The 23,835-nt window shown below is 63.5% G+C and carries 21 protein-coding genes; 8 read left to right on the forward strand and 13 right to left on the reverse strand.

Translation table 11 applies throughout. From position 1 onward, the window contains the following. Nucleotides 1–62: 62 nt before the first annotated feature. Nucleotides 63–992, reverse strand: coding sequence for a LysR substrate-binding domain-containing protein (locus CCOS865_RS06825; protein ID WP_119139150.1), 930 nt, complete (start codon nt 990–992; stop codon nt 63–65). A gap of 193 nt (nt 993–1,185) precedes the next feature. Between CCOS865_RS06825 and CCOS865_RS06830 the strand changes: the two genes are divergently transcribed. Genes CCOS865_RS06830 through ttdB form a run of 3 tightly spaced genes read left to right on the forward strand, consistent with a single transcriptional unit; the run spans nt 1,186 to nt 4,074 of the window. Beyond that, a complete protein-coding gene (locus tag CCOS865_RS06830) occupies nt 1,186–2,517 on the forward strand; it encodes a dicarboxylate/amino acid:cation symporter (protein WP_119139152.1) in 1,332 nt (443 codons plus the stop codon). A 52-nt stretch (nt 2,518–2,569) separates the two neighbouring features. Next, nucleotides 2,570–3,469, forward strand: a complete 900-nt coding sequence (ttdA, locus tag CCOS865_RS06835) for a L(+)-tartrate dehydratase subunit alpha (RefSeq protein WP_119139154.1) — start codon at nt 2,570–2,572, stop codon at nt 3,467–3,469. Next, the gene (gene ttdB, locus CCOS865_RS06840; RefSeq protein WP_119139156.1) at nt 3,466–4,074 is read left to right on the forward strand and encodes a L(+)-tartrate dehydratase subunit beta; all 609 of its coding nucleotides are present in this window, start codon (nt 3,466–3,468) and stop codon (nt 4,072–4,074) included. Before ttdA ends, ttdB begins: the two co-directional genes overlap by 4 nt. Nucleotides 4,075–4,135: 61 nt before the next feature. Here ttdB and CCOS865_RS06845 read toward each other — a convergent pair whose 3' ends face one another. Beyond that, nucleotides 4,136–4,936: a class I SAM-dependent methyltransferase gene (locus CCOS865_RS06845; RefSeq protein WP_119139158.1), complete on the reverse strand. Its 801-nt coding sequence runs from the start codon at nt 4,934–4,936 to the stop codon at nt 4,136–4,138. A 95-nt stretch (nt 4,937–5,031) separates the two neighbouring features. Between CCOS865_RS06845 and CCOS865_RS06850 the strand changes: the two genes are divergently transcribed. Beyond that, nucleotides 5,032–5,655, forward strand: a complete 624-nt coding sequence (locus tag CCOS865_RS06850; protein WP_119139160.1) for a glutathione S-transferase family protein — start codon at nt 5,032–5,034, stop codon at nt 5,653–5,655. Nucleotides 5,656–5,662: 7 nt separating this feature from the next. Here CCOS865_RS06850 and CCOS865_RS06855 read toward each other — a convergent pair whose 3' ends face one another. Both CCOS865_RS06855 and CCOS865_RS06860 read right to left on the reverse strand, forming a co-directional pair. Then, nucleotides 5,663–7,564 (reverse strand): potassium transporter Kup, encoded by a 1,902-nt coding sequence (locus CCOS865_RS06855; RefSeq protein ID WP_167469022.1) that lies wholly within the window; start codon nt 7,562–7,564, stop codon nt 5,663–5,665. Between the two features lie 371 nt (nt 7,565–7,935). Next, nucleotides 7,936–8,640, reverse strand: a complete 705-nt coding sequence (locus CCOS865_RS06860; RefSeq protein ID WP_119139162.1) for a FadR/GntR family transcriptional regulator — start codon at nt 8,638–8,640, stop codon at nt 7,936–7,938. Nucleotides 8,641–8,736: 96 nt separating this feature from the next. Here CCOS865_RS06860 and CCOS865_RS06865 point away from each other — a divergent pair, with 96 nt between their 5' ends. Next, nucleotides 8,737–9,480 (forward strand): FadR/GntR family transcriptional regulator, encoded by a 744-nt coding sequence (locus tag CCOS865_RS06865; protein ID WP_119139164.1) that lies wholly within the window; start codon nt 8,737–8,739, stop codon nt 9,478–9,480. Here CCOS865_RS06865 and CCOS865_RS06870 read toward each other — a convergent pair. The 9 genes from CCOS865_RS06870 to CCOS865_RS06910 all read right to left on the reverse strand — a co-directional run bounded on the left by CCOS865_RS06870 (nt 9,468) and on the right by CCOS865_RS06910 (nt 20,025). Beyond that, nucleotides 9,468–11,300, reverse strand: a complete 1,833-nt coding sequence (locus CCOS865_RS06870; protein WP_119139166.1) for a glycosyl hydrolase family 28 protein — start codon at nt 11,298–11,300, stop codon at nt 9,468–9,470. The genes CCOS865_RS06865 and CCOS865_RS06870 overlap by 13 nt on opposite strands. A gap of 63 nt (nt 11,301–11,363) precedes the next feature. After that, nucleotides 11,364–11,732 (reverse strand): 5-carboxymethyl-2-hydroxymuconate Delta-isomerase, encoded by a 369-nt coding sequence (locus CCOS865_RS06875; protein WP_119139168.1) that lies wholly within the window; start codon nt 11,730–11,732, stop codon nt 11,364–11,366. A gap of 70 nt (nt 11,733–11,802) precedes the next feature. Further along, nucleotides 11,803–12,579 (reverse strand): ABC transporter ATP-binding protein, encoded by a 777-nt coding sequence (locus tag CCOS865_RS06880; RefSeq protein ID WP_119139170.1) that lies wholly within the window; start codon nt 12,577–12,579, stop codon nt 11,803–11,805. 10 nt (nt 12,580–12,589) lie between these two features. Further along, on the reverse strand, nt 12,590–13,429 hold the full coding sequence (locus CCOS865_RS06885; RefSeq protein ID WP_024717435.1) for an ABC transporter ATP-binding protein: 840 nt from the start codon (nt 13,427–13,429) through the stop codon (nt 12,590–12,592). An 11-nt stretch (nt 13,430–13,440) separates the two neighbouring features. Continuing rightward, the gene (locus CCOS865_RS06890) at nt 13,441–14,358 is read right to left on the reverse strand and encodes an ABC transporter permease (RefSeq protein WP_023047280.1); all 918 of its coding nucleotides are present in this window, start codon (nt 14,356–14,358) and stop codon (nt 13,441–13,443) included. Nucleotides 14,359–14,420: 62 nt separating this feature from the next. Continuing rightward, entirely contained in the window at nt 14,421–16,031 is a 1,611-nt protein-coding gene (locus CCOS865_RS06895; protein WP_119139172.1) for an ABC transporter substrate-binding protein, read from the reverse strand. Nucleotides 16,032–16,086: 55 nt separating this feature from the next. Continuing rightward, on the reverse strand, nt 16,087–17,124 hold the full coding sequence (locus CCOS865_RS06900; RefSeq protein ID WP_119139174.1) for an ABC transporter permease: 1,038 nt from the start codon (nt 17,122–17,124) through the stop codon (nt 16,087–16,089). A gap of 66 nt (nt 17,125–17,190) precedes the next feature. After that, nucleotides 17,191–18,801: an ABC transporter substrate-binding protein gene (locus CCOS865_RS06905; protein ID WP_119139176.1), complete on the reverse strand. Its 1,611-nt coding sequence runs from the start codon at nt 18,799–18,801 to the stop codon at nt 17,191–17,193. Nucleotides 18,802–18,870: 69 nt separating this feature from the next. After that, entirely contained in the window at nt 18,871–20,025 is a 1,155-nt protein-coding gene (locus CCOS865_RS06910) for a mandelate racemase family protein (protein WP_019472021.1), read from the reverse strand. 365 nt (nt 20,026–20,390) lie between these two features. On the opposite strand from CCOS865_RS06910, the gene CCOS865_RS06915 reads away from it, so the two are divergent. From CCOS865_RS06915 to CCOS865_RS06925, 3 genes are all read left to right on the forward strand, one after another. Further along, nucleotides 20,391–21,116, forward strand: coding sequence for an oligogalacturonate-specific porin KdgM family protein (locus CCOS865_RS06915; protein WP_119139178.1), 726 nt, complete (start codon nt 20,391–20,393; stop codon nt 21,114–21,116). 84 nt (nt 21,117–21,200) lie between these two features. After that, nucleotides 21,201–22,025 carry an NAD-dependent epimerase/dehydratase family protein gene (locus tag CCOS865_RS06920; protein WP_119139180.1) on the forward strand — a complete coding sequence of 275 codons (825 nt, stop codon included), beginning with the start codon at nt 21,201–21,203 and terminating at the stop codon, nt 22,023–22,025. Between the two features lie 15 nt (nt 22,026–22,040). Next, nucleotides 22,041–22,934, forward strand: a complete 894-nt coding sequence (locus CCOS865_RS06925) for an SMP-30/gluconolactonase/LRE family protein (protein ID WP_119139182.1) — start codon at nt 22,041–22,043, stop codon at nt 22,932–22,934. The last annotated feature ends 901 nt before the right edge of the window (nt 22,935–23,835 follow it).

A 23,835-nucleotide genomic window follows, 5' to 3' on the forward strand; every position in this document is an offset into this window, starting at 1 on the left:
GGCTTGCCCTTTACCCTAGTAGTGCCCCGCGGCCATGGCAATCGGCGAGGCACTTGGGAGAGTCACTTGCGCCACGTCGTCAACGTATCGCCACGCCCATCCGCATGGCGTCGAAAGAAGTCGCGCAGGTGCTCGATGAAGAATGACACCTTGGCGGACAGATTAAGCCGCTCCAGGTACACCGCGTAGATATCAGCCGAGGGGGTTTGGTAGTCCGCAAGCACTTCGACCAGCCTGCCGCTTCGCAAGTGTTCGGCCAGGTTCCATTCGGCACGCATCAGCACCCCATGGCCATCCAACGCCCAGTTCAACGCCACCTCCCCATCGTTGGTACTCAAGCCACCCCGTACCTTTACGGTTTCTACCTGCTTACCCTTGCTCAGCCGCCAGTTGCCGAACGCTGCATCGTTCTGGCGCAGCACAATGCAATTGTGCTGCGCGAGCTCCTTGGGGGTTTGTGGGCAGCCGAAGGTACTCAGATAGGCCGGAGCCGCGCACAACAGTCGACGGTTCACTGCAATCTTGCGGGCTATCAACCGCGAGTCTGGTAATTCACCGAAGCGAATGGCCACATCAATTGCGTCATCCGGCAGGTTGATCGGGCGGTCGCTCAGTTGCAGCTGTACCTCGACTTCAGGATATCGCTGCACAAACGAAGAGACTGCTGGCCCGACGTGGGTTCGGCCAAAACCGAGCGGGGCGTTGACCCGCAGCAGGCCCTTGGGCTCAGCCCGACTGCTGGACACCTGCCGCTCCATCTCCTCGATCTCGCCCAGGATGCGCTGTGCGTTCACCAGGTAGGTCTCGCCCTCGGCAGTAAGGCTGATGCTGCGCGTCGTGCGGTTGAGCAGACGAACGCCGAGCCGCTGCTCCATCTGCGCGAGCCGCTTGGAAACGGCAGGCGGGGTCAGGTTCATCTCACGAGCGGTCGCAGCCAAGCTGCCCACCCTCACCAGTTGCGTGAAAAACGACAGCTCGGACACAGGGCTCATAATTAGCTTCAGGTTAATAATGAAGTGAATTCCATTGTATTACAGGCTTTTAAAAAGTCGATTATCGTTGCCTCCGTGATTAACCACAAAAACAGTCTGTGCTTTTTCTACCCCGTGGGTGTGCCACCCACGAGGGTTCAGCCAGCGCAGTAGCCAAATCAATCCGACTCATAAAAATAAAGCGGAGAAGGCTATGGTCAAGCGACTCATAGGAAAGCTGTACGTCCAGGTACTCATCGGCGTTGCTGTCGGCATCAGTGTGGGTGTGTTCTGGCCCGACATCGGCGTCGACCTGAAGCCACTGGGCGACGCTTTCATCAAACTGATCAAGATGGTGTTCGCCCCTATCATCTTCGCCACCGTTGTTCTTGGCATCGCCAAGATGGAGAACATGAAGGAGCTCGGCCGTGTCGGTGCGCGAGCACTGATCTACTTCGAAGTCCTGTCTACGTTCGCGCTGGTGCTGGGCCTGCTGGTGGTCAACTTCGTCAAGCCCGGCGCTGGCATGAACGTCGACGTTGCGACGCTGGACACGGCAAGCATCGCCTCTTACACCGCGGCTGCAGAGGCCGGCGGCGGTTTCATGGATTTTCTGATGCAGATCATCCCGTCGAGCGTGACTGAGGCGTTTGCCAAGAATCAGATTCTGCCGATCCTGCTGTTCTCTACCCTGTTCGGTATCGCACTGGCGCATCTGGGGCCTCGCGGCAAACCCATGGTGGATGTGCTGGAGTCGTTCTCCCACGGCATGTTCCACATTGTCGGCATGATCATGCGCGTTGCGCCGCTGGCTGCGTGCGGTGCCATGGCCTTCACCGTTGGCAAGTACGGGCTGGACTCGATCGTGTCGCTCGGCAAGCTGGTGGCGACCATGTACCTCACCTGCTTCATGTTCGTGGTGATCGTGCTGGGCTTCATCGCTCGCTTGTCCGGCTTCAGCTTGTGGAAGTTCCTCAAGTACCTCAAGGAAGAGCTTTTCACCGTGCTGGGGACCAGCTCCTCGGAGTCGGTGGTACCGCAACTGATGACCAAGCTGGAAAAGGTCGGCGTGTCCAAGCCGGTGGTGGGCCTGGTCATTCCGTCTGGCCTGACCTTCAACCCTGATGGCCAGTGCATCTACTACACCATGGCGGCGATCTTCATCGCCCAGGCCACCAATACCCCGCTATCGCTGATGGACCAGTTGCTGGTGTTGGGCGTGTTGTTGCTGACCTCCAAAGGCTCGGCCGGCGTGACCGGCTCTGGCTTCATCACGCTCGCAGCAACGTTAGCCACGATGGACAAGATTCCGGTCGCCGGCATGGTGCTGCTGCTAGGTGTAGACCGCTTCATGTCCGAAGCCCGCGCCATTACCAACACGATCGGCAACGCCGTCGGCACCCTCGCCATCGCCAAGTGGGTGGGTGCTCTCGACCCACAACAAATGAACCGTGTACTCGACGGCCATCCGCTGCCTGAGCCTGCACCGCCACCACACGCTGTAACCCTGAACCCAACCGTGAAAACACCCGTTGCCGGCGTATGACTGCCCTGTCATCAGCCCCGCACTAGCCTTGTGATGCTGTAAGGAGAATAACGTGGATAAACAATCAGCAGTATTGGAACTCACCGACACGATGGCGAAGTTCACCGCGTACATCGGTAAACGCCTGCCTACCGACGTGAAGAAGAAAACCGCGCAATTGCGTGCGGCGGAAACCAACCCGCTGGCGATTGCCGTGTACGACTCAATGGCAGAGAACCAGGATTACGCCGACAAGCTTGACCGGCCCAGCTGCCAGGACACTGGGGTGATCCAGTACTTCATCTCGGCTGGGGCGCGCTTCCCGCTGCTCGGTGAGCTGGAAGGCATCCTGGAAAATGCCACCAAGGAAGCCACCATCAAAGGCCCGCTGCGGCACAACGCCGTGGAAACGTTCATCGAGAAAAACACCGGCACCAATACCGGCTCGAAGATTCCATGGCTGGACTGGGAAATCATCCCCGACGGCGACCACGCGATCATCGATGTGTACATGGCCGGCGGTGGCTGCACCCTGCCAGGTTCAGCCAAGGTACTGATGCCTGGGCAGGGCTACGAAGGCGTGACCGAGTTCGTCTTCGACGTGATCACCTCCCGCGGTATCAATGCCTGTCCGCCATTGCTGGTGGGGGTCGGCGTGTCGACGTCGGTGGAAACCGCAGCACGTCTTTCGAAGCGGGCGATCCTGCGTGAGGTGGATTCCAGCCACCCCAACGAAAGCGCCGCCTTGATGGAAAAGCTGCTGGAAGAAGGCCTCAACGAAATTGGCATCGGCCCGCAAGGGCTGACCGGTAACAGCAGCGTCATGGGCGTCAACATCGAGTCTTCGGCGCGCCACCCCTCGACCATTGGCGTTGCCGTGTCGACCGGCTGCTGGGCCCACCGCCGCGGCAAGATCCGGATCAACGCCGACCTGTCCTATGACATCCTCTCGCATGAAGGAGTAGTTCTGTGAAAAAGATCCTCAGCACCCCGATCAAGGACGAGGACCTGGCCGACCTCAACGTCGGTGACGTGATTTACCTCACCGGGCAGTTGGTCACCTGCCGCGACGTTGCCCACCGCCGCCTGATCGAGCTCAAGCGTGAATTGCCGGTGGATCTGCGCGGTGGCGCGATCTTCCACGCCGGGCCGATCGTGCGCAAGAAAGACGATGGCAGCTTCGAGATGGTCTCGATTGGCCCGACAACCAGTATGCGTATGGAGAAGTTCGAGAAGGAGTTCATCGAGCAAACTGGCGTCAAGCTGATCGTTGGCAAGGGGGGCATGGGGCCGGAGACCACCACGGGCTGCCTCGAAAACAAGGCGGTGCATGCGGTGTTTCCCGGCGGTTGCGCGGTCTTGGCGGCTACCCAGGTCGAAGAGATCGAGCGCGCTGAGTGGCAAGATCTCGGCATGCCGGAGACCCTGTGGGTGAACCGCGTGCGTGAGTTCGGCCCACTGATCATTTCGATCGACACCAAGGGCAACAACCTGTTCGAGCAGAACAAGCTGCGCTTCAATGAGCGCAAGGGTTCGGTCATCGAGAAAATCAACGCTCAGGTGCGTTTCATCAAGTGATCTGAGGCCGCGGCCACGGCAACAATGCCGTGGCCCTTTATTCGCGGCGTGCACATCGCGCTCAGCCCTTCACGGCAACCAGGGTGTAGCACATCGGCACCTGCACCCCGCCCTCTTCGTAGACATCGTAGAGGTCCTCCCGATTGGAATGCGGGTACTCGGTAAAGTCGCGCAGTTGCAGCCCGGCCCTGAGCACCCCGCCGACAATGTCGCTCAACCGATGGATATGCCAGTAAGACGTCACCCCGTTCGCCTCGCCCTCGCCCACGTAGACAATCGCCTTGTCTTCGACCACCGGCTCGGTTTGGAAGTACGAACCGCTGATCCGCCACGGGTCGGCGGCGCCAGGCTCGAGCATCTCCAGAAACGGATGCGTTTCATAGATCACCAACACCCCACCCGGCTTCAAGGTGGAGGCGACATGCGCGAAAAACGCCTGCATGTCCGGCATCCAGTTGAGCACGCCGATGGTGATCAAGGCGACATCGAAGCGCGCGTTCAGCGAAGCGGGCAACGCGTGGATATCGGCTTCGACAAACGCGGGCGCATGCGGCGACCTGGCGCTGAGCTCATGTGCCTGCTCAAGAAACGCCGAAGACTGATCTACCCCGACCACACTGCGTGCGCCCAGTGAAAACAGCGAAAGCGACTCGCGTCCGTTGTTGCAGCCTAACTGCACCACGTCCTTGCCGCGCAGATCAACCTGCTCGAGCAAGCCCGTGAGGGTCGCATCGAGGCAGGAGAAATCCGCACGATCAACCGCTGCGATCAGCGTGGTCCAGGCTTCACTGGCGCGGTGCTGGGACGCGGAGGCATTCCAGGCTTCGCGGTTACTGGCGATGACATTTTCTATAGAGGACATGCGCTGCTTCACTCCCTGAAGTGCTATTGATATTTACCCTATGAGCGACCCATTATCATCGCGGGCGACTATCGCCACCAGCCAAGGATGAACACATGCTACGGGTATTGGGCAGAGCGGCTTCCATCAACGTGCGCAAAGTGCTGTGGACCTGCGCCGAGATCGAACTCGATTTCGAACGAGAGGACTGGGGCGCGGGTTTCAAACCCACCGATGCACCTGAATTCCTGGCGCTGAACCCCAATGCCATGGTCCCGGTCATCCAGGACGGTGACTTCACGCTGTGGGAGTCCAACAGCATCATCCGCTACCTGGCGACGCGCTATGGCCAGGCCGCGTTGTACCCGACGCAAGCGCACGCCAGGGCGCGCGTCGATCAGTGGATCGACTGGCAGGCCTCGGACCTCAACCGTGCGTGGAGTTACGCGTTCATGTCGCTGGTCAGGCAGTCGCCCGCACACCAGGACGCTCAGGCGCTGCGCGCCGGTTGCGCGGAGTGGTCCAGGTACATGCAGATCCTCGAGCGCCAGCTCGCCGCCACCGGCGCTTACGTGGCCGGTGACACCTTTACGCTGGCAGACATCCCGATCGGTCTCTCGGTGCACCGCTGGTTCGAGACGCCCTTCGAGCACCCTCACCTGCCGGCGGTGAGCGACTACTATGAGCGCCTGAGCGAGCGCCCGGGTTTCCGCCTGCACGGCAGAAACGGCACGCCCTGAGTCGGCATCACATCTCGACCTGGGTACCCAGTTCGATGACCCGGTTCAGCGGCAGCTGGAAGTACCGTAGGTTGCTGTTGGCGTTCTTCAGCAGGAACGCGAACAGGTGCTCACGCCAGCGCGCCATGCCCATGCGCCGGGTGGCGATGACGGTCTCGCGGCTGAGGAAGTAGGTGGTGCGCATCGGGCTGAAATCCAGGTCGTCGCGGTGGCACAGGCTCAGCGCCTGGGGCACGTCGGGTTCCTCGATAAAACCGAAATGCAGGGTGACGCGGAAGAAGCCGCCGCCGAATGCCTCGATCTCGAAGCGTTGGTCGGCGCTGACCCGGGGTTGGTCTTCGGCGATCACCGTCAGCAGCACCACCTGTTCGTGCAGCACCTGGTTATGCAGCAGGTTGTGCAGCAAGGCATGCGGCACCGCATCGGTGCGGGCGGTGAGGAACACCGCCGTGCCTTGGGCGCGGAACGGTGGCTGCGCCTGGATGCTGGCGATGAACAAGTCCAGCGGCAATGCCGCTTCGTCGAGCCGTTCGACGATGATCTTGCGGCCACGCTTCCAGGTGGTCATCAGAATGAACAGCGCAACCCCTGCAATGACCGGGAAGGCGCCGCCCTGCAGGATCTTCGGCGCATTGGCCGCGAAGTACAGGCTGTCGACCAGGAGAAACCCGAGCAGCATGGGGATCGCCAGCCAGCGCGGGGTCTTCCACAACAGCAGCACCACCGCCGAGGACAGCAGCGTGGTGATCAGCATGGTCCCGGTCACGGCGACGCCGTAGGCGGCGGCCAGCGCACTGGAGGATTCGAAGCCGATCACCAGCAGCACCACGCCGACCATCAGCGCCCAGTTCACCGTGCCGATGTAGATCTGCCCCTGCTCCTGGCTCGAGGTGTGCTGGATGAACATCCGCGGCACGTAGCCCAGCTGAATCGCCTGGCGGGTCAGCGAGAAGGCGCCGGAAATTACCGCCTGCGAAGCGATGATGGTCGCCAGTGTCGACAGCGCCACCATCGGCAGCAGCGCCCAGCTGGGCGCCAGCAGGTAGAACGGGTTGCGCACCGCTTCGGGGTTGCCGAGGATCAGCGCGCCCTGGCCAAAATAGTTCAGCACCAGGCCCGGCAACACCAGCATGAACCAGGCGCGGGCGATCGGCTTGCGGCCAAAATGGCCCATGTCGGCATACAGCGCCTCGGCGCCGGTCAACGCGAGCACAACCGCGCCGAGGATGGCCACGCCCATGCCCGGATGCAGCACGAAGAACTGCACCGCCCACACCGGGTTGAGCGCGTGCAGCACCTCTGGCCGCTGCACGATGCCATGGATGCCCAGTGCGCCGAGCACCACGAACCACAGCGCCATCACTGGCCCGAACAGGATACCCAGGCGCGCGGTGCCGTGCTTCTGGATCAGGAACAAGGCCACCAGCACCAGCACCGACAGCGGCACCACCCAATGGTCGATGCCGTCGAACGCCAGTTGCAGCCCTTCGACCGCCGACAGCACGGAAATCGCCGGGGTGATCATGCTGTCGCCGTAGAACAGCGCGGCGCCGAACAGGCCGAGCAGCACCAGCACCTTGCTCAGGTGTGGAAACGGCGCGGCGGCGCGGCGTGCCAGCGCGGTCAGGGCCATGATGCCGCCTTCGCCCTGGTTGTCGGCGCGCAGGATGAACAGCACGTACTTGATCGACACTACCCAGACCAGCGACCAGAACACCAGTGACAGGATGCCCAGCACGCCGTCGTGGCTGGGCTGCACGCCGTAGTGGCCGGAGAACACTTCTTTGAGGGTGTACAGCGGGCTGGTGCCGATATCGCCATAGACCACGCCGACGGCGGCGACGAGCATGCCGATGGCGGAGGTACGCGGGGGGTGGGGTTGGTCGGCGACGGTCGCGGTTGCGCTCACGAATGACTTCTCTGCACGGGGGGAGATAACGCGGTCAGTCCTTGAGCTTTAAGGCTCCCCGGGTCTTTTGGGGCGGCCCGGTACAACGGGCGAATGACGAGCGTGCAGTATCGGTTTCAGCGGGCTGAGGTGCTGTAAAAAAAGCGTAAAAAAAGGGGGTTCGGGGGCGATGCCAGGGGGCTGCTGTGCAGCCCTTCGCGGGTAAACCCGCTCCCACAGGGATATGAGCTGCTCTGAAAGTTTGCGCGGTACCTGTGGGAGCGGGTTTACCCGCGAAGGGCCGCAAAGCGGCCCCGGCTTTTTAAATGACTGGCATTGGGGCTTGCCCTGCGATGAGGCCAGTGGCGACCACACTTGGGGCTTGCTTGGAATCAGCCGGTAGCCGCCTGCGCGGCGCTCAACGCGCGGTGCAGCGCATTGGTCAGGTGCAAGCGCATCGCCGCCCGCGCCACGTCGGCATCCTTGCACAGCAGCGCCGCGTAGACCTGCTCGCGCTCACGCACCAGCCGCGCACGCTGTGGCTCGGTCAGCGCCGGTTGCCCACCCTGCATGACGGTGTTGCCCAGGTGCCTCATCGCATCGATGAAAAAGCTGTTACCCGTGCACAAGGCGATCTGCAGGTGGAACTCGAACTCGATGCGGCCGCTGTCCTTGTGCAACGGGCCCACGGCGTTGGCCTCGTCCAGCGCGGCGCGGATGGCCTGCAGCTGCTCGGGCGTGGCCCGCTGCGCAGCAATCGCGGCAGCGTCGACTTCCAGGCTCAAGCGCAGTTCGCAGATCGCCACCGCATCATCGGCGGTGCCCTTCTCTGGCTGATTGTCGAGCACATCACCCGGCCGCGGGGTGTCGACGACGAAGGTACCGATGCCGCGACGCGTCTCGACCAGGCCCTCGGCCTGCAGCCGCGACATGGCTTCGCGGACCACGGTGCGGCTCACGCCACGCGCTTCGGTAAAGGCTTGCTCGGTCGGCAACTTGGTGCCCGCCGGCAGCTCGCCAGCGGCAATCTGGCGCGACAGGTCGAGCACCAGTTGCTGGGCCAGACTCACACGCCGATCAGAGGCAATACGCTCCATGGGAAGATTCCACTCGCACCAGAAGATACTGGATTATACCCGCGGCTTTGCGCTAAAAAGCACTACACTGGCCGCTGATCACTTTAGAGCACGACAATGTCGGACCCCACCTCTACTGCCCACATCAAACCCCGCCGCCTCGCCGAAACCCTCGTCGAACGCTTCGCCCAGCGCATGCGCGAGGGCACCCTCAAGCGCGGCGAAAAACTCCCGACCGAAGCGCAGATCATGGCGGCCGAACGCGTCAGCCGCTCGGTGGTGCGCGATGCCCTGTCGCGGATGCAGGCGGCCGGGCTGGTCGAAACGCACCACGGCGTCGGCACCTTCGTGCGCGACATGCCAGCGCCGGAAGGCTTCAACGTCGGGCCGGCGACCATCGTGCAGTTGTCAGACGTGCTCGACCTGCTGGAGTTCCGCCTGAGCCTCGAAGTGCAGGCCGCCGGCATGGCCGCCGAACGCGCCACGCCGCAGGCCCTCGAAGAGCTCGAGCAGGCCCTGGAAGCCTTGCTGCAAGGCCCGGAAAAATCCGGCAGCACCACCAACGCCGATTTCCAGTTTCACCTGAAGATCGCCAAGGCGGCCGGCAACCATTACCTGATCGACATCATGAAACACCTGGGCACCAAGCTCATCCCGCGTACGCGGATGAACTCCGCGTACACCGGGCAAAGCAACCGCACCACCTACCTGGCGGGCATCAACAGCGAACACCAGCAGATCTTCGACGCTATCGCCAGCCGCCAGGTCGATGCGGCGCGTGCGGCCATGTTCCTGCACTTGAGCAACAGCCGCCTGCGCCTGCGTGAGGCGCAGAAACATCAGGCGTTCTACAGCGAGTGAGCCGGCTCGGGGGCGGGCTGCACATCCTCGAACGCCAGCCCGTCACTGCCACTGACCTGCCACGGGTTGGCCCCGCCGGTCTCGCTGAAGCGGATCGCGTCGAAGCGTGAATCCTTCAAGCCATCGATCTTCACCTTGGCCGGCCCACTGAAGCGTACCCGCTCGAACGCCAGGCCCTCGTGATAGGCGCCGTGCTGGCTATCGCCCTTGACCTCGATCGCCGCCATCTGCGCGTTCTCGACACTCACGTCACTCACCCGGATATCGCGGAACTGGCCCGCGATGGTCGAGCGCTTGTAGTCCAGCTTGGCATTCGGGTCGTTGTAATCGAGGGTGAAGATAAACGCCTGCTTGACCGTGTTGCGGATCGCCGAGTCACGGAAGGTCACGTTGCGTGCGCCACCGCCCATGAAGTTGGTGCTCTTCATGCGCAGCCCGGCGTCGGTGCCGTCAGACACGTTGTCTTCGGCAAGGATGTTCTGGATCCACGCACCGGTATGGCTGCCGGCGACGACCATGCCATGGCCTTTGCGGAAATAGTTGTTGAAGATCCAGGCGTCTTCCTGGGTCTTCTGCTTGACCGCTTCGGCGCCCGTGCCGGCGGCAAAGTTGACGCAGTCGTCACCGGTGTCGAAGAAGTTGTTGAACACCAGCGCGCCGCGGCTGTTGGCGAACTCGATGCCGTCGCCGTTGTTGGCGTCGTAGGTCTTGTGGGTGGTGTTGGCCAGCACCACGTTCTCGGTCTCCAGGTTCATGATGCCGTGGTAGGCCGGGTTGAGCACGGTGAAGCCGCCATAGAAGACGTTCTTGACGTCGCGCACGGTGATCAGTGACGAACGCATCTGGCCGTAGGCGTCCTTGACGTTCATGCCCTCGGCCACGGCCCGTTCGACCTGGGCCTTGGCCAGCAGGCCATCGTGCATGTAGCGGGTGTTGTCGCTGGCCAGGTAGACCGGCAGCGGTTGGCCACGCTCGTCCTTGACGTCGGCGCTGCGCTTCCAGCCGTTGCCGTCGATGGTGCCCTTGCCGACGATGCGGATGTTCTCGAAGGCCTGGTGCTTGCGCGGGTCACGTGGCAAGGCGTTGATCAGCGAGGCCGGGCGCACGGTGGTCGAATACGGGTACTGGATATAGCCGTCGCGCGGGTAGTCTTCGGCGCGCTCGGAGCCGAGCAGGGTCGCGCCCTCGGCGATTTCCAGGGTCATGTTGCTTTTCAGGTACAGGGCACCGCTCTTGTAGGTGCCGGCTGGCAAGCGCACCTTGCAGCCGACGCTGCAGGCGTCGATGGCGCGCTGGATCGCGGCGGTGTCGAGGGTGTGGCCGTCGCCCTTGGCGCCGTAGGCTTTCACGTCGAACAGCGCGGGCACGGCGGTGGTCCGTTGCACGATCACCGGGCTGTCGGCCGACTCCTTGCCATCGCGGCCGACCGAACGCACGGTGAAGCGGTATTCGGTGTCAGGTTTCAGGCCCAGGGCGGTGAAGCTGTGGATGGCGATGCGGTGGTGGAAGTTTTGCGTGTCCTGCTGGTAGAAGTGGTCGATGTAAGGCTTGGCCGGTGAGACCTGGTCGTTGTTGGCGTTGCTGCCACCGAGCAGCTTGCCGTTGGCATAGACATGGTAATCGACGATCTCGGCGTGGTCGGCCGGTTTCTCCCAGACCAGGATGATCTGTTGCTCATCGTAGGCCAGGGTCGGCACCTGAAGTTTGGCGGGCGCGTCCAGCGCCCAGAGCGGCAGGCTGCAGCCCATGGCCAGGGCGCTCAGCAGTGCGCGTGCCAAGGGGTGTTTGCGTGCAGCGACAGCAGGGTGTGCATACGGCATGGTTTTTATCTTCCTTGTTTTTGCCATTGGTAACGCCACGCTTGATGGGCCGGGCCTCGTGGCTCAGACCGTCGACGCGGCTTGCTCGAGGTACTGGCTGCGGTTGACGAAAGTCTCCCGGGCCATTTCCCTCACATCCATGGAGAGCGCCTCGACCTCGGGCAGCAAGCCGACCAGCGCCCCCACCACCGCCGACGCGAGGCTGCGGCGCTGCTCGGCGCTGCGCCCGGCGAACAGGTACAGCGCGACATGCACGAAATCATCCTGGCCGGCGCCGCAGCGGTAATGACTGAAGGTGTTCAGCCGCGCCTTGATGTCGCCGGGTTTGAACAGCCCGCTGGCGTCGATGGCGTCGTGCACGGCGGCCAGCAGCGTCTGCTCGCCAACCCGCTCGGCCAGGCTGGCCGGGCAGTCGATAATGCAATGAGGCATGGTGGAGTCCTTGATCGGCAGCCCTGTGCGCCCTGCCCCGCGGGCTCAGGCGCACAGGCTTGGGAGAGGTTCAGGCAGAGGCGGCGCGCGGCGATTCGGCGCTGAAGTCGCGGCTGGCCTGGACCAGCATGCGGGTGTAGTCATGGCGGGCGAGGTCCTGGCTCAACGCCTGGCTGTCGAGGCGCTCGACGATGCGCCCTTGCTGCATCACCGCCACCTTGTCGCACAGGTGGCTGACCACGCCCAGGTCGTGGGTCACCATCAGGTAGGTGAGCTTCTCGCGCTGGCGCAGGTCCGCCAGCAGGTTGAGGATCTCCGCCTGCACCGAGACGTCCAGCGCCGAGGTCGGCTCATCCAGCAGCAACACGCGCGGCTCGAGAATCAGCGCCCGGGCAATCGCCACGCGCTGGCGCTGGCCGCCCGACAACTGGTGCGGATAGCGGTAGCGGAAGCTGTCATTGAGGCCGACCTTGACCAGGATGTCGTTGATCCGGTCATCGCGATCAGCCATGCCATGGATGGTCAGCGGCTCGCGCAAGGCGGTGTCGATGGTGTGCCGTGGGTGCAACGAGCCGTAGGGGTCCTGGAAGACCATCTGCACCTTGCGGAAATGCTCCTTGGGCAGCTTGTGCTGCAACGCGCCGCCGGCGATGCTCAGCGCCCCGCTCCAGTGCCGGTACTGGCCGGCCAGGCAGCGCAGCACGGTGGTCTTGCCGGAGCCCGACTCGCCGACCAGGCCAAACGACTCGCCGTCTTCGACGGTCAGGTCGACGTCGTGCAGCACCTGGTTGAGGGTCGAGCCAATGCCGAAGCTCAGGTTCAGCGATTGTGCTTGGATCATGGACATGTCAGTTACCTCAGCAGGTGAGCCAGAGCGGGTCGCGTTGCAGCACCGGCAAGCGCGGGCGGCGGTTGTCCATGCTCGGCAAGGCCGCCAGCAGGCCACGGGTATACGGGTGTTCGGCGTACTGCAGGTCGCAGGCGGCGAGCGACTCGACCACCCGCCCGGCGTACATCACCAGCACCCGGTCACAGTAGTTGCGCACCAGGTTGAGGTCGTGGCTGACGAAGATCAGCCCCATCTGCTGCTCGACCACCAGTTCTTCGAGCACGTTGAGCACCTGCTGGCGCACCGACACGTCGAGCGCCGAGGTCGGCTCGTCGGCGATGATCACCTCCGGGTTGGTGATGACCATCATGGCGATCATGATGCGCTGGCCCATGCCGCCGCTGACTTCATGCGGGTACAGGTTGTAGACGCGTTTGGGGTCGCGGATATGGACCTTTTCCAGCATCAGCATGACCCGCTCGCGGGCCTCGCTGCGGCTGGCCTTGTGGTGCGCCAGGTACGCCTCGGCGATCTGGTCGCCAACCTTGACCACCGGGTTGAGCGAGTACTTGGGGTCTTGCATGATCATCGAGATGCGCTGGCCGCGGATCTTCTGCATGGCCTTTTCGCTGGCGCTGAGCAGGTCGACATCGCCGAACTGCAGGGCCTTGGCGGTGATCTGCGTGCTGCCTGGGTGCAGCTTGAGCAAGCTGCGCCCGACCGTCGACTTGCCCGAGCCGGACTCGCCGACGATGGCCAGTTTTTCTCGGCCCAGGGTGAACGACACATCGCGCACCGCGTGCATTTCTTTCTTGCCGTTGACGAAGCGCACATTGAGCGCTTCGACGTTGAGTTTGAGCGACGACATAAAGCCTCCAGTTACTCGCTACGCGGGTCGAGAATGTCCCGCAGGCCATCGCCCAACAGGTTGAACGCCAGGCTCACCAGCATGATCGCCGCACCCGGTACTGCCACCAGCCACCAGCATTCGAGCATGTAGCGTCGGCCGGTGGAGATCATCGCGCCCCACTCCGGCAGCGGCGCCTGTGCGCCCAGGCCGAGGAAGCCCAGCGCCGCGGCGGTGAGGATGATCCCGGCCATGTTCATGGTCAGGCGGATGATCACCGACGACAGGCACATCGGCACGATGTGACGCAGGATGATGCGCGTCGACGAGGCGCCCTGCAGCTCGACCGCGACAACGAAGTCGGCCTTGCGCAGCGACAGGGTTTCAGCCCGCGCCAAACGCGCGATCGGTGGCCACGAGGTCAGCGCGATAGCGACCACGGCATGCTCCAGGCCAGGGCCGAGGGCGGCGATGAACGCCAGTGCCAGGACCAGGCTGGGGAACGAGATGAAGATGTCGGTGATGCGCATGAACACGGTGTCGACGATGCCACCGTAGTAGCCCGACACGGTGCCGATGAACAGCCCGATCGGGCCGACGATCACCGTCACCAGGGTAATGATGTAGAGGGTGATGCGTGAGCCGTAGACCAACCGGCTGAAGATGTCGCGGCCGTATTCGTCGGTGCCGAACCAGTGCGCGGCACCGGGGGCCTGCAGGGCGTTGGCGAGGTTCTGCACCACCGGGTCATGGGTGGCGATCCACGGGGCGAAGGTGGCGACCACGATCAGCAGCACGGCCACCAGCAGCCCGGCCAGGGTCATCGGGTTGCGCAACAGGTGGCGCAGCACCCGCAGGCTGCTTTTGTAAAAGGCGTCGAGGCTGGAAGCCGGCGTGGTGTCGGCCTGCGGCTTGGCGCTTGCTTGGGTAGAAGACATGTTGGCAATCATCGGCATGTTCTCGGTGTGAAATCATGGCCGCCCGGAGCGCCCGCAGGCGCCCCCGGACAGGTTCAGCGTTGCTTGTAGACGCCCAGGTAACGGGTCGCCTCGGCGTCATCGCCGGTAAAGCCCTTGACGTCCACCGCGCTCACCGCGGTGTCGGTCATCTGCGACAGCATCATGATCGGCCCGACCTGCTGGTCGTAGCGCTGCTGGGCCTGGTGGTACAGGCTCACGCGCTTGCTGGCATCACGCTCGACGCCGGCCTGGTCGATCAGCGCATTGAGCTGTTGGTCGAAGAACGACGCGCGCCAGCCCTGGAAGTTGGGCAGGCCGGCGCTGTCGCTGTTGTCCGGGTTGTAGACAAAGGTGCGCAGGCTGAAGTACGGGTGCGGGTAGCGCTCGGCACCGCGCGCGACGATCATCTCGAAGTTGCGTGCGCGCATCGCGCCGTACACCTGGTTGCCGGTGCCGGTAACGATGCTGGCCTTGATCCCGCCTTCGGCGAGGGTCGACTGCATGCGCGCGGCGATGTCGATGAACGGCGGCTCGGACAAGGTCCGGATGGTGGTGGTGAAGCCTTGCGGGTAGCCGGCTTCGGCGAGCAGCGCCTTGGCCCTGGCGACATCCATCTTGTAGCCAGGGTCCGGCAGGCGGGCGTCGAGGCCAAGCTGCATCGGCTGCTGGTTGAGCGTGCCGTAATGCGGCATGACCTGCTCATCGATGCCCTTGTAGTCGATCAGGTTGCGCACCGCTTCGCGGACTTTCTGATTGGCGAATTCAGGCTGCTTCATGCTCATCGCCACGTAGTACATGGTGCCGCGTTGCAGCGGTTGCACCTGCAGCTTGGGCGAGCTCTCGATGGCCTTGATGTCTGGCGCGGCCATGCCGTAGACCAGGTCGAGGTCACCGCGCTCGAGCATCAGGCGCAGCGACTGCGACTCGGTCATGTGCCGTACCAGCACCCGCTTCATTTTGGCCGGGCCGGCCCAGTAGCCGTCGAAGCGGGTCATCACCAGCGAGTCGTTGGCGCTCCACTTGGTCAGGGTGAACGGGCCGCTGCCGGCTTCGTTGGTGACCAGCCAGGCGGCGCCGAGGTCGCCGTTCTTCTCGTGCTTCATGGCCTCCTGGCGATCGACGATGACCGCGCTGGGCGAGATCGCCAGCGAGTCGATCAGCAGCAGCGGGTCGGCGGGCTGTGGCAGCTCGACCACCAGGGTGTGCGGGTCAGTGGCGCGGATCAGCGCCTGAATGTTGTCGACGCTGTAACCGTAGGCCTTCCAGGTGGTGGCCAGGCCGAAGTTGAGCTTCATCACGCGGTACAGCGACCAGGCCACGTCTTCGGCGGTCAGCGGGTTGCCGGAATGGAACTTGACGTCGTTGCGCAGGTGAAAGGTGACCTGCTTGCCGTCTTCGCTGATCTCCCAGCGTTCGGCCAACTGTGGCAGGTGTTTTTCCGGGTTGCCCTGGTCGCGCTTGATCAGCGTGTCATACAGGTTGGCGTTGACCCCGGAGGCATCCAGGCCCGGGGCGTTGGCCGGGTCGATGGAGAACAGGTTGACCATGCTCATGCCGACGATCAGTTGGTCGGCGGGGGTCTTGGCCTGCACGGCGGCCATCGGCCCCAGTGCCAGCATCGCACCCAGCAGGCTCAGGCGCAGGATCGGAAATACAGTTTTCATGTGGCTGTCCTTGTTTTTATAGTCATGCACTGTGTTCGCGCTGGCCGCGCGGGGCTTAGCGGGTCCTTGGGTCGAACACCTTGTACAGGGCGTCGCTGATCAGGTTGAGGGCGACGAAGATCAGCCCGATCACCAGCACACAGCCCATCACCGCGTTCATGTCACCGAGCATCAGGCTGCTGGTCAGGTACTGGCCGAAACCGGGCCAGGCAAACACGGTTTCGATCAGCACTGCGCCTTCGAGCAGCGAGCCGTAGGCCAGCGCGACTACCGTCAGCAGCTGCACGAGGATGTTGCGAAACGCATGGCCCCAGACCACCTGGCGGCGCGACAGGCCCTTGACCCGGGCGGTGATGATGTACTCCTGGGACAGCTGTTCGAGCATGAAGCTGCGGGTCATGCGGCTGATGTAGGCGACCGAGTTGAGGCCCAGGATCAGCCCCGGCAGGACGATGTGCCGCAGCGCGCTGGTGAAGGCTTCCCAATCGCCGGCCAGGGCCGTGTCGATCAGCAGCAGGCCGGTGATGTCCGGCACCATGCCGTCGTAGGCGAGGTCGATGCGCCCTGCTCCGCCGGCCCAGCCGAGCCAGGCGTAGAACACCAGCAGGCCCATCATGCCGACCCAGAAGATCGGCGTGGAGTAACCGAACAGGGTGATCACCCGCGCCACATGGTCGCCCACGCGGCCCTGGTTGCTGGCCGCGACCACGCCCAGTGGCAGGCCGATGACGATGCCGAAAAGGATCGCCAGGGTGGCGAGTTCGATGGTCGCCGGGAACACCCGTTTGATGTCGTCCAGCACCGGGTGGCCGGTCAGCAGGGCGTTGCCGAAATCACCGTGGAGCAGGTCGTTGAGGTACAGCCCGAACTGCACCCAGATCGGCTGGTCCAGGCCCATCGCCCGGTACACCTGGTCGTAGGTGGAGCTGTCGGCGTCCGGACCGACCACGGCCAGCACCGGGTCCAGCGGCATCACCCGACCAATGAAGAAGGTCAGCGCCAACAGACCGAGCAGGGTCACCAGGACCGTGCTGGCCCGGCGGGCAGTGCCAGACACGCGCGTGCCCAGCACAGAGGCAGTCGAAACTAACATAACAGGCTCCTGAAAATGCGTTCAGCCAACACCGAGGCGTTCGGGGCGCGCACGCCCCGCTCCCGCTCATCGCGACTTGTAGACGTCTTTGTAGCGGGTGGTGGCCGCACTGTGGGTCTGGTAATCCTGAACATCGTGGTAGACGACCACGGTGTCGGTCATCTGCGACACCGGCAGGATCGCCCCGACCTGCGCGTCCAGGGTTTTCTGGATCTGCTGGTACTGGGCCAGTTGCCTGGTCTTGTCGGGCTCGACTTCGGCCTGCTCGATCAGCGCGTTCAGCTCAGGGCTGTAGAACGACGTGCGCCAGCCCTGGAAGTTGCTCAGCTTGGCTTCGTCGCGGTTGTCCGGGTTGTACACCAGGGTGCGCAGGCTCGAATGCGGATGGCGCTCGGCCCCGCCACCGCCGCGGCCGACCAGGATGTCGAAGCTGCGATCGCGCATGGCGCCGTAGATCTGGTTACCGGTGCCGGTGACGATGGTCGCCTGAATGCCGGCCTGGGCCAGGGTCGCCTGCAAGCTGGAGGCGATGTTGATGAACGGCGGCTCGGTGAGCACGCGGATGGTGGTCTTGAAGCCGTTCGGGTAGCCGGCTTCGTTCAGCAGTTTTTTCGCCTCGGCGACGTTCAGGGTGTAGCCCGGATCGTCCAGCCGTGCCGGCAGGCCGAGCGGCAGTGGGCGCTGGTTGAGCTGGCCGTAGTGCGGCATGACGGTCTGGTTGATGCCTTGGTAGTCGATCAGCGAACGCACCGCACGGCGCACCCGGGCGTCATCGTAGGGCTTGTTCTTGACGCTCAGGGCGACGTAGTAGAGGGTCCCGCGCTGCACGGTCTGGGTGCGCACCTTGTCGGACTTCTCCAGGGCTTCGATGTCGGGTGCGGACATGCCCTTGGCCAGGTCCAGGTCACCGCGCTCGACCATCAGGCGCAGCGACTGCGACTCGGTCATGTTGCGCATGACGATGCGCTTGAGCTTGGCCGGGCCACCCCAGTAACCGTCGTAACGGCTCATCAGGATCACATCGTTGGCGCGCCAGTCATTGAGGATGAACGGGCCGCTGCCGGCGGCGTGGGTGGTCAGCCAGGCGCCGCCCATGTCGTCGCCTTTCTGGTGCTGCTGGACCACTTTGCGGTCGAGGATAAAGGCGCTGGGCGAGGTCGCCAGGGTGTTGAGCACCAGCATCGGGTCGGTTGGCCGCGGCAGTTCGAGGACAAAGGTGTGCTCGTCGGTCGCGCGCAGGTACTGGGCGGCGTTGCCGGCGGTGAAGCCGTAGGCCTTCCAGGTCGAGGCCAGGGCCAGGTTGAGCTTGAGCACACGCTGCAACGACCAGGCGACGTCTTCGGCAGTCAGCGGGTTGCCCGACTGGAAGGTCACGCCGGGGCGCAGGGTGAAGGTCAGGGTCTTGCGGTCATCGCTGACCTGCCAGCTTTGCGCCAGGGCCGGCACCAGCTGGTCCGGTTGCTTGACGTCCTGCACCAGCAGCATGTCGTAGAGGTTGGCATTGACCTCGGAGACATCCAGGCCGGTGGCGGCGGCCGGGTCAAGCGACAGCAGGTTGATCATGCTCATGCCGACGATCAACTGGTCGGCGGGGGTCTTGGCGAATGCGGCAGGTACCGACGTCATCGCCAGCGATGCGGCCAGGACCCCCGCCCAGAATTTGGGGAGAACGCTCATGTGAGATAGCCTTTTTATAGTTATTGGACTCTCGGGCGGCACGCATCGAGGCGTGCCGCCATGCACGAATCAGAAGCTCTGTAGCGTGTTGGTCTCGACGTAGTCGAAGTCGATCTCCTCCCCCAGGCCAGGCAGGTCGGAGAGGTGCACGAAGCCGTCTTCGTCCATCGGGTCGACCAGGCGCTTGAGGTAGGCCGGCACTTCGTCATAGTTGAGGAACGGGTGCAGCAGGCCGCGCTCGTACCAGGTGCAGTTCTTGATCGCGCCGACCACCGCCAGGTTGGCCGCGCCGTTGCCGTGGATCTCGCAATCCATGCCGAACGCTTCGGCCATGTGCGCGACCTTCAGGCACGGGGCGATACCGCCGACTCCGGCAACGCCGGCGCGCAGGATGTCACAGACATCGTTCTTGACCCAACTGGCGCGGCTCAGGTGTTTGCCACCGAGGCTTTCCGGGCCCAGCACGGGGATGTCCAACTGGCCGGCCAGCCACGCGTAGGACTCGGCCGAATCTTCCATCATCGGCTCTTCGAACCAGGCGAAATTCAGCTTCTCGAGGGCGCGGCCGACGGTCAGCGCTTCGGTGCGGCTGTACCAGTGATAGCCGTCGATCATCAGCGCGATGTCCGGGCCGACGGCTTCACGCACGGCGGCGCAGGCCTTGATGTCCATGCTCACGCTCGGGGCGAACGACACCGGCGGCATCCAGGTGTGCAGTTTGATCGCCTTGTAGCCGCGCTTGACCAGGGTCTCGGCGAAGCGGCCGTACTCTTCAGGGGTCGACAGGCCGCCCGGCAGCTCGTCACCGCACATGGTCGAACCGTACGCCGGGACCTTGTCGCGGTAGCCACCGATCAGCTTGTGCACCGGCACCTTGAGCTTGCGCCCGGCCCAGTCCCACAGCGCCTGCTCGACCAGTGCCAGGGCGCGGTCGGTGAGCTGGCTGGCGCTGCCGCGCTGCCAGTGGGCGAGGTCGTGCCAGATCTTTTCGCGGTCGAAGGCATTGGCGCCGACCAGCACCTTGCGCACGAAGCCATCCAGCACATACGGGCGGATCAGCTCGGGCGCGCCGAAGGCGAAGCCTTCGTTGCCGCATTCAGTCTTGATTCGCAGCAAGGCCATCTTGGCCTGCGTCACGTCGCCCGGATGGGCATGGCCGGCACTGTCGACAGCGCGGCGTGTGGGGTAGGAAAAAACCTGGACGTTTACAGCAGTAATGATCATGGACGTCTGAGCCTTCTTATTGGATTTGTGGCGGGTGAGTCACGCTCTGGGGACGATCCTACGTCATCATACAACTTTTGAAAAGCACCCCTTGAAAACTTTCCAAACCCACCTCTAAACCGCTGTTTTCCGGGCTATGCGGCCACCCTGCGTGTCCATGCATTCATATGAACTCCTCTGTAATGCGCTATCTAGAGGCTTCTCGCTGAGTCGTCCGACAACATCTTAAAAAATCGTAGACAACCCAAAAGTCGTACGATAACTTTAGCCGCAACTGAACACGGAGGCTTGCCCCCTACCGCATCAGCTGCTTGCAACACCCCGCGTCAAAAACGACCTCAACAAAAACAAAAAAAGAAGATCGCATGAAGACCACACTCCGCACGCTCATTGCTGTCAGTACGCTTGGCCTGTCCTTCTACGCCTGCGCAGACTCGGCCAGCATCAACTACCGCCACGGCTTCACCGAAGACGACAGCATCCATTCCGACCGGATCAAGCTCAATTACCGCATGGACAGCGGTCTGGGGTTCGGCGCTGAAATCAAGTACAAGACGGCCGGCGACCGCGAAGACGTCGCGTACGACAACATGGTCAACAACGGCCATGAGTTCACCGTGGACTACAACTACAAGTTGAGCCCCAAGTCGACGCTGACCCCCGCGTTCCAGATGGACAGCTCCAAGGACGCCACCGCCTACAAGTTCGGCCTGAAGTACAACTACAAGATCAGCGACACCTGGTACGTCGCCACCCGCGTGCGCCACGATGCACGCAGCCTCGACCGCGACCAGATCGACCACTCCAAGGCCGACCGCGCCAAGGACAACCAGAACACCACCCGCCTCGAAGGCTGGCTCGGCTACACCCCCAAAGGCCCGTGGGCCTTCGAGTACCAGTACATCTACTTCGACACCGACTACATCCGCTACGACAACAAGAAGAGCGACTACGAGCAGAACCTGATCATCAAGTACAAGCTCAACAAGCAGTGGGCGCCGTTCATGGAAGTGGGTGACATCAAGGTCAACTCCACCACCGACGACCGCCAGGCCCGCTGGCGTCTGGGCGTGCAGTACAACTTCATGTAATGCCTCACGGCCGGGCCCCCTGACGGGTGGCCCGGTGTCGTCAGCCGACGACGTTCTATGGACTTTCAATCAAAGGCGCACGCCATGAGCACACCCTCCTCCCCACAAAAACCCTTCAACCGCCTGCTGCTGACCGGCGCCGCCGGTGGCCTGGGGCAGATCCTGCGCGAAGCACTGCAGGCACACGCCACCGTCGTGCGCGCCTCGGACATCAGCGCGATGGCGCCGGCGGCGGGCGAGCATGAAGAGGTGATCAGCTGCAACCTTGCCTACAAGGACGGCGTGCTGGCACTCGCCGCGGACGTGGATGCCATCGTCCACCTCGGCGGGATCTCCACCGAGCGTGCGTTCGAAGAGATTCTCGACGCCAACATCCGTGGCACCTTTCACATCTATGAAGCCGCGCGCAAACACGGCATCAAGCGAGTGGTATTCGCCAGCTCCAACCACGTCACCGGTTTCTACCCGCAGGACGAGCAGCTCGACGCGCACTCGCCGCGCCGCCCGGACTGCTACTACGGGTTGTCCAAGTCGTACGGCGAAGACCTCGCGACCTTCTACTACCACCGCTACGGCATCGAGACCGTGAGCCTGCGCATCGGCTCGTCGTTCCCTGAGCCGCGCAACCTGCGCATGCTCTCGACCTGGCTGAGCTACGCCGACCTGGCGCACCTGGTGGAGCGCGCGCTGCTCGCCGAAAACGTCGGCCACACCGTGGTCTACGGCGTGTCGGACAACCGCGACCTGTGGTGGAACAACCGCTTCGCGGCGCACCTGGGTTTCAACCCGCAAGACAGCTCCGAGCGCTTCCGCGCGCAGATGGAGCAACTGCCCAAGCCTGCCGCCAACGACCCTAACGCCCGCCTGCAAGGTGGCGCGTTCACCGCAGCCGGCCCTTTTGGCGACTGACCCGGAAACCTGCCCATGACTGCCGAACTGATCATCGACGCGCGCAATGCCACCGGCGAAAGCCCGGTCTGGCAACCTCAGGAAAACGCCCTGTACTGGGTCGACATCCCCGCCGGGCGGCTGCACCGCTGGCAGCTGGATGGCCAGACGACCTCCTGGCAAGCGGACGAAATGCTCGCCTGTATCGCCCGCAGCCCGCAGGGCCACTGGCTGGGTGCGCAAGAGAGCGGCATGTTCCGCCTCACGCCACAGGCTGACGGCCGCCTGCACGCAGTGAAATGCGCCAGCGTCGAACACCCGCGTGCAAACATGCGTTTCAACGACGGCCGCTGCGACCGCCAGGGACGCTTCTGGGCTGGCACGATGCAGACCAACATGGGCGCCGACCCGCTCGGCGCGCTGTACCGCTACGACCCGCAAGCCGGCGACGCGGTGCAACCGTTGCATCCTCAGCTGCAAGGCCTGACCGTGCCCAATGGCCTGGCCTTCAGCCCCGATGGCAAGACCCTCTACCTCTCGGACTCGCACCCCAGCGTGCAGTTGATCTGGGCGTTCGACTACGACATCGACACGGGCACCCCGCACAACCGCCGGGTGTTCGTCGACATGAACCAGCACCCGGGCCGCCCCGATGGCGCGACCGTGGACGCCGAAGGCTGCTATTGGATCTGTGCGATCGATGCGGGGCTGGTGCTGCGTTTCACACCCGAAGGCAAGCTGGACCGCACGCTGGAATTACCCGTGAAGAAGCCGACCATGTGCGCCTTTGGCGGCCCAGGCCTGGACACCTTGTTCGTGACCTCGATCCGCCCACAGGGCATCGACCTGAGCGACCAGCCGCTGGCCGGCGGCGTGTTCGCCCTGAACCCGGGTGTCAAAGGCCTGCCGGAACCGTTGGCCCAGGTTTGATGGACACGTAGTTGTTGGTCTGATCCAGCGCAATCGCGGGGCAAGTCGCATCGGCGCACCGCCGCTCCCACGCCGACTGCGTGATGCCTATGTTTGTTGCGTGTGTTCGCTGTAGATGCGTTGGGCGGTGGGGGCTTATCCGTTCGATGTGGTGGCGCTGATGGCCCCTTCCGCCCTTACGGCGGGTCACTTTTTTTCTTGGAAAAAAGTAACCAAAAACCGCTGGCTCCCACATACGGCCCTCCGCTGCGCTGCGGGTTCCCTCACTCCGGTCTTGCTCCCGCGAGGACCGCGCCGGACGGGCCTTCCTGGCCCGCGGCGCTTGCCGGCCATCCATGGCCGTCACCTCGCTCCGCAAAACCTCCGTTCGGCCTCCTGAGGTCGCCAAGTTAGGGGTGGCGCCTGGGCTGGCGTTATCTTCGTCAGTGGCAATAATGGTGGATATTCGGGCCTCATCGCGTTCAAGCCCGCTCCTACAAGGACCGCGCCGACCTGTAGGAGCGGGCTTGCCCGCGATGGCCGGAAGGTCAATGCACATTCTGGCGCTGACGCGCTGTACCGCCCTTATAAACCAGCGAGAGCGCAGCGATTCGCCAGCCGTTGCCGTGGCACTTGATCTGGCCTTTGATCTGGCTCTTGATCTACTGCGACTTCAGGAGGCCGAACGGAGGTCTTGCGGAGTGAGGTGACGGCCATGGATGGCCGGCAAGCGCCGCGGGCCAGGAAGGCCCGTCCGGCGCGGTCCTCACGGGAGCAAGACCGGAGTGAGGGGACCCGTAGCGCAGCGAAGGGCCGGATGCAGGAGCAAGCGGTTTTTGGTTACTTTTTTCCAAGAAAAAAAGTGACCCGCCGTAAGGGCGGAAGGGGCCATCAGCGCCACCACACCCACCGGATAAGCTCA

This window comes from Pseudomonas reidholzensis (assembly GCF_900536025.1).
Classification (GTDB): Bacteria; Pseudomonadota; Gammaproteobacteria; order Pseudomonadales; family Pseudomonadaceae; genus Aquipseudomonas; species Aquipseudomonas reidholzensis.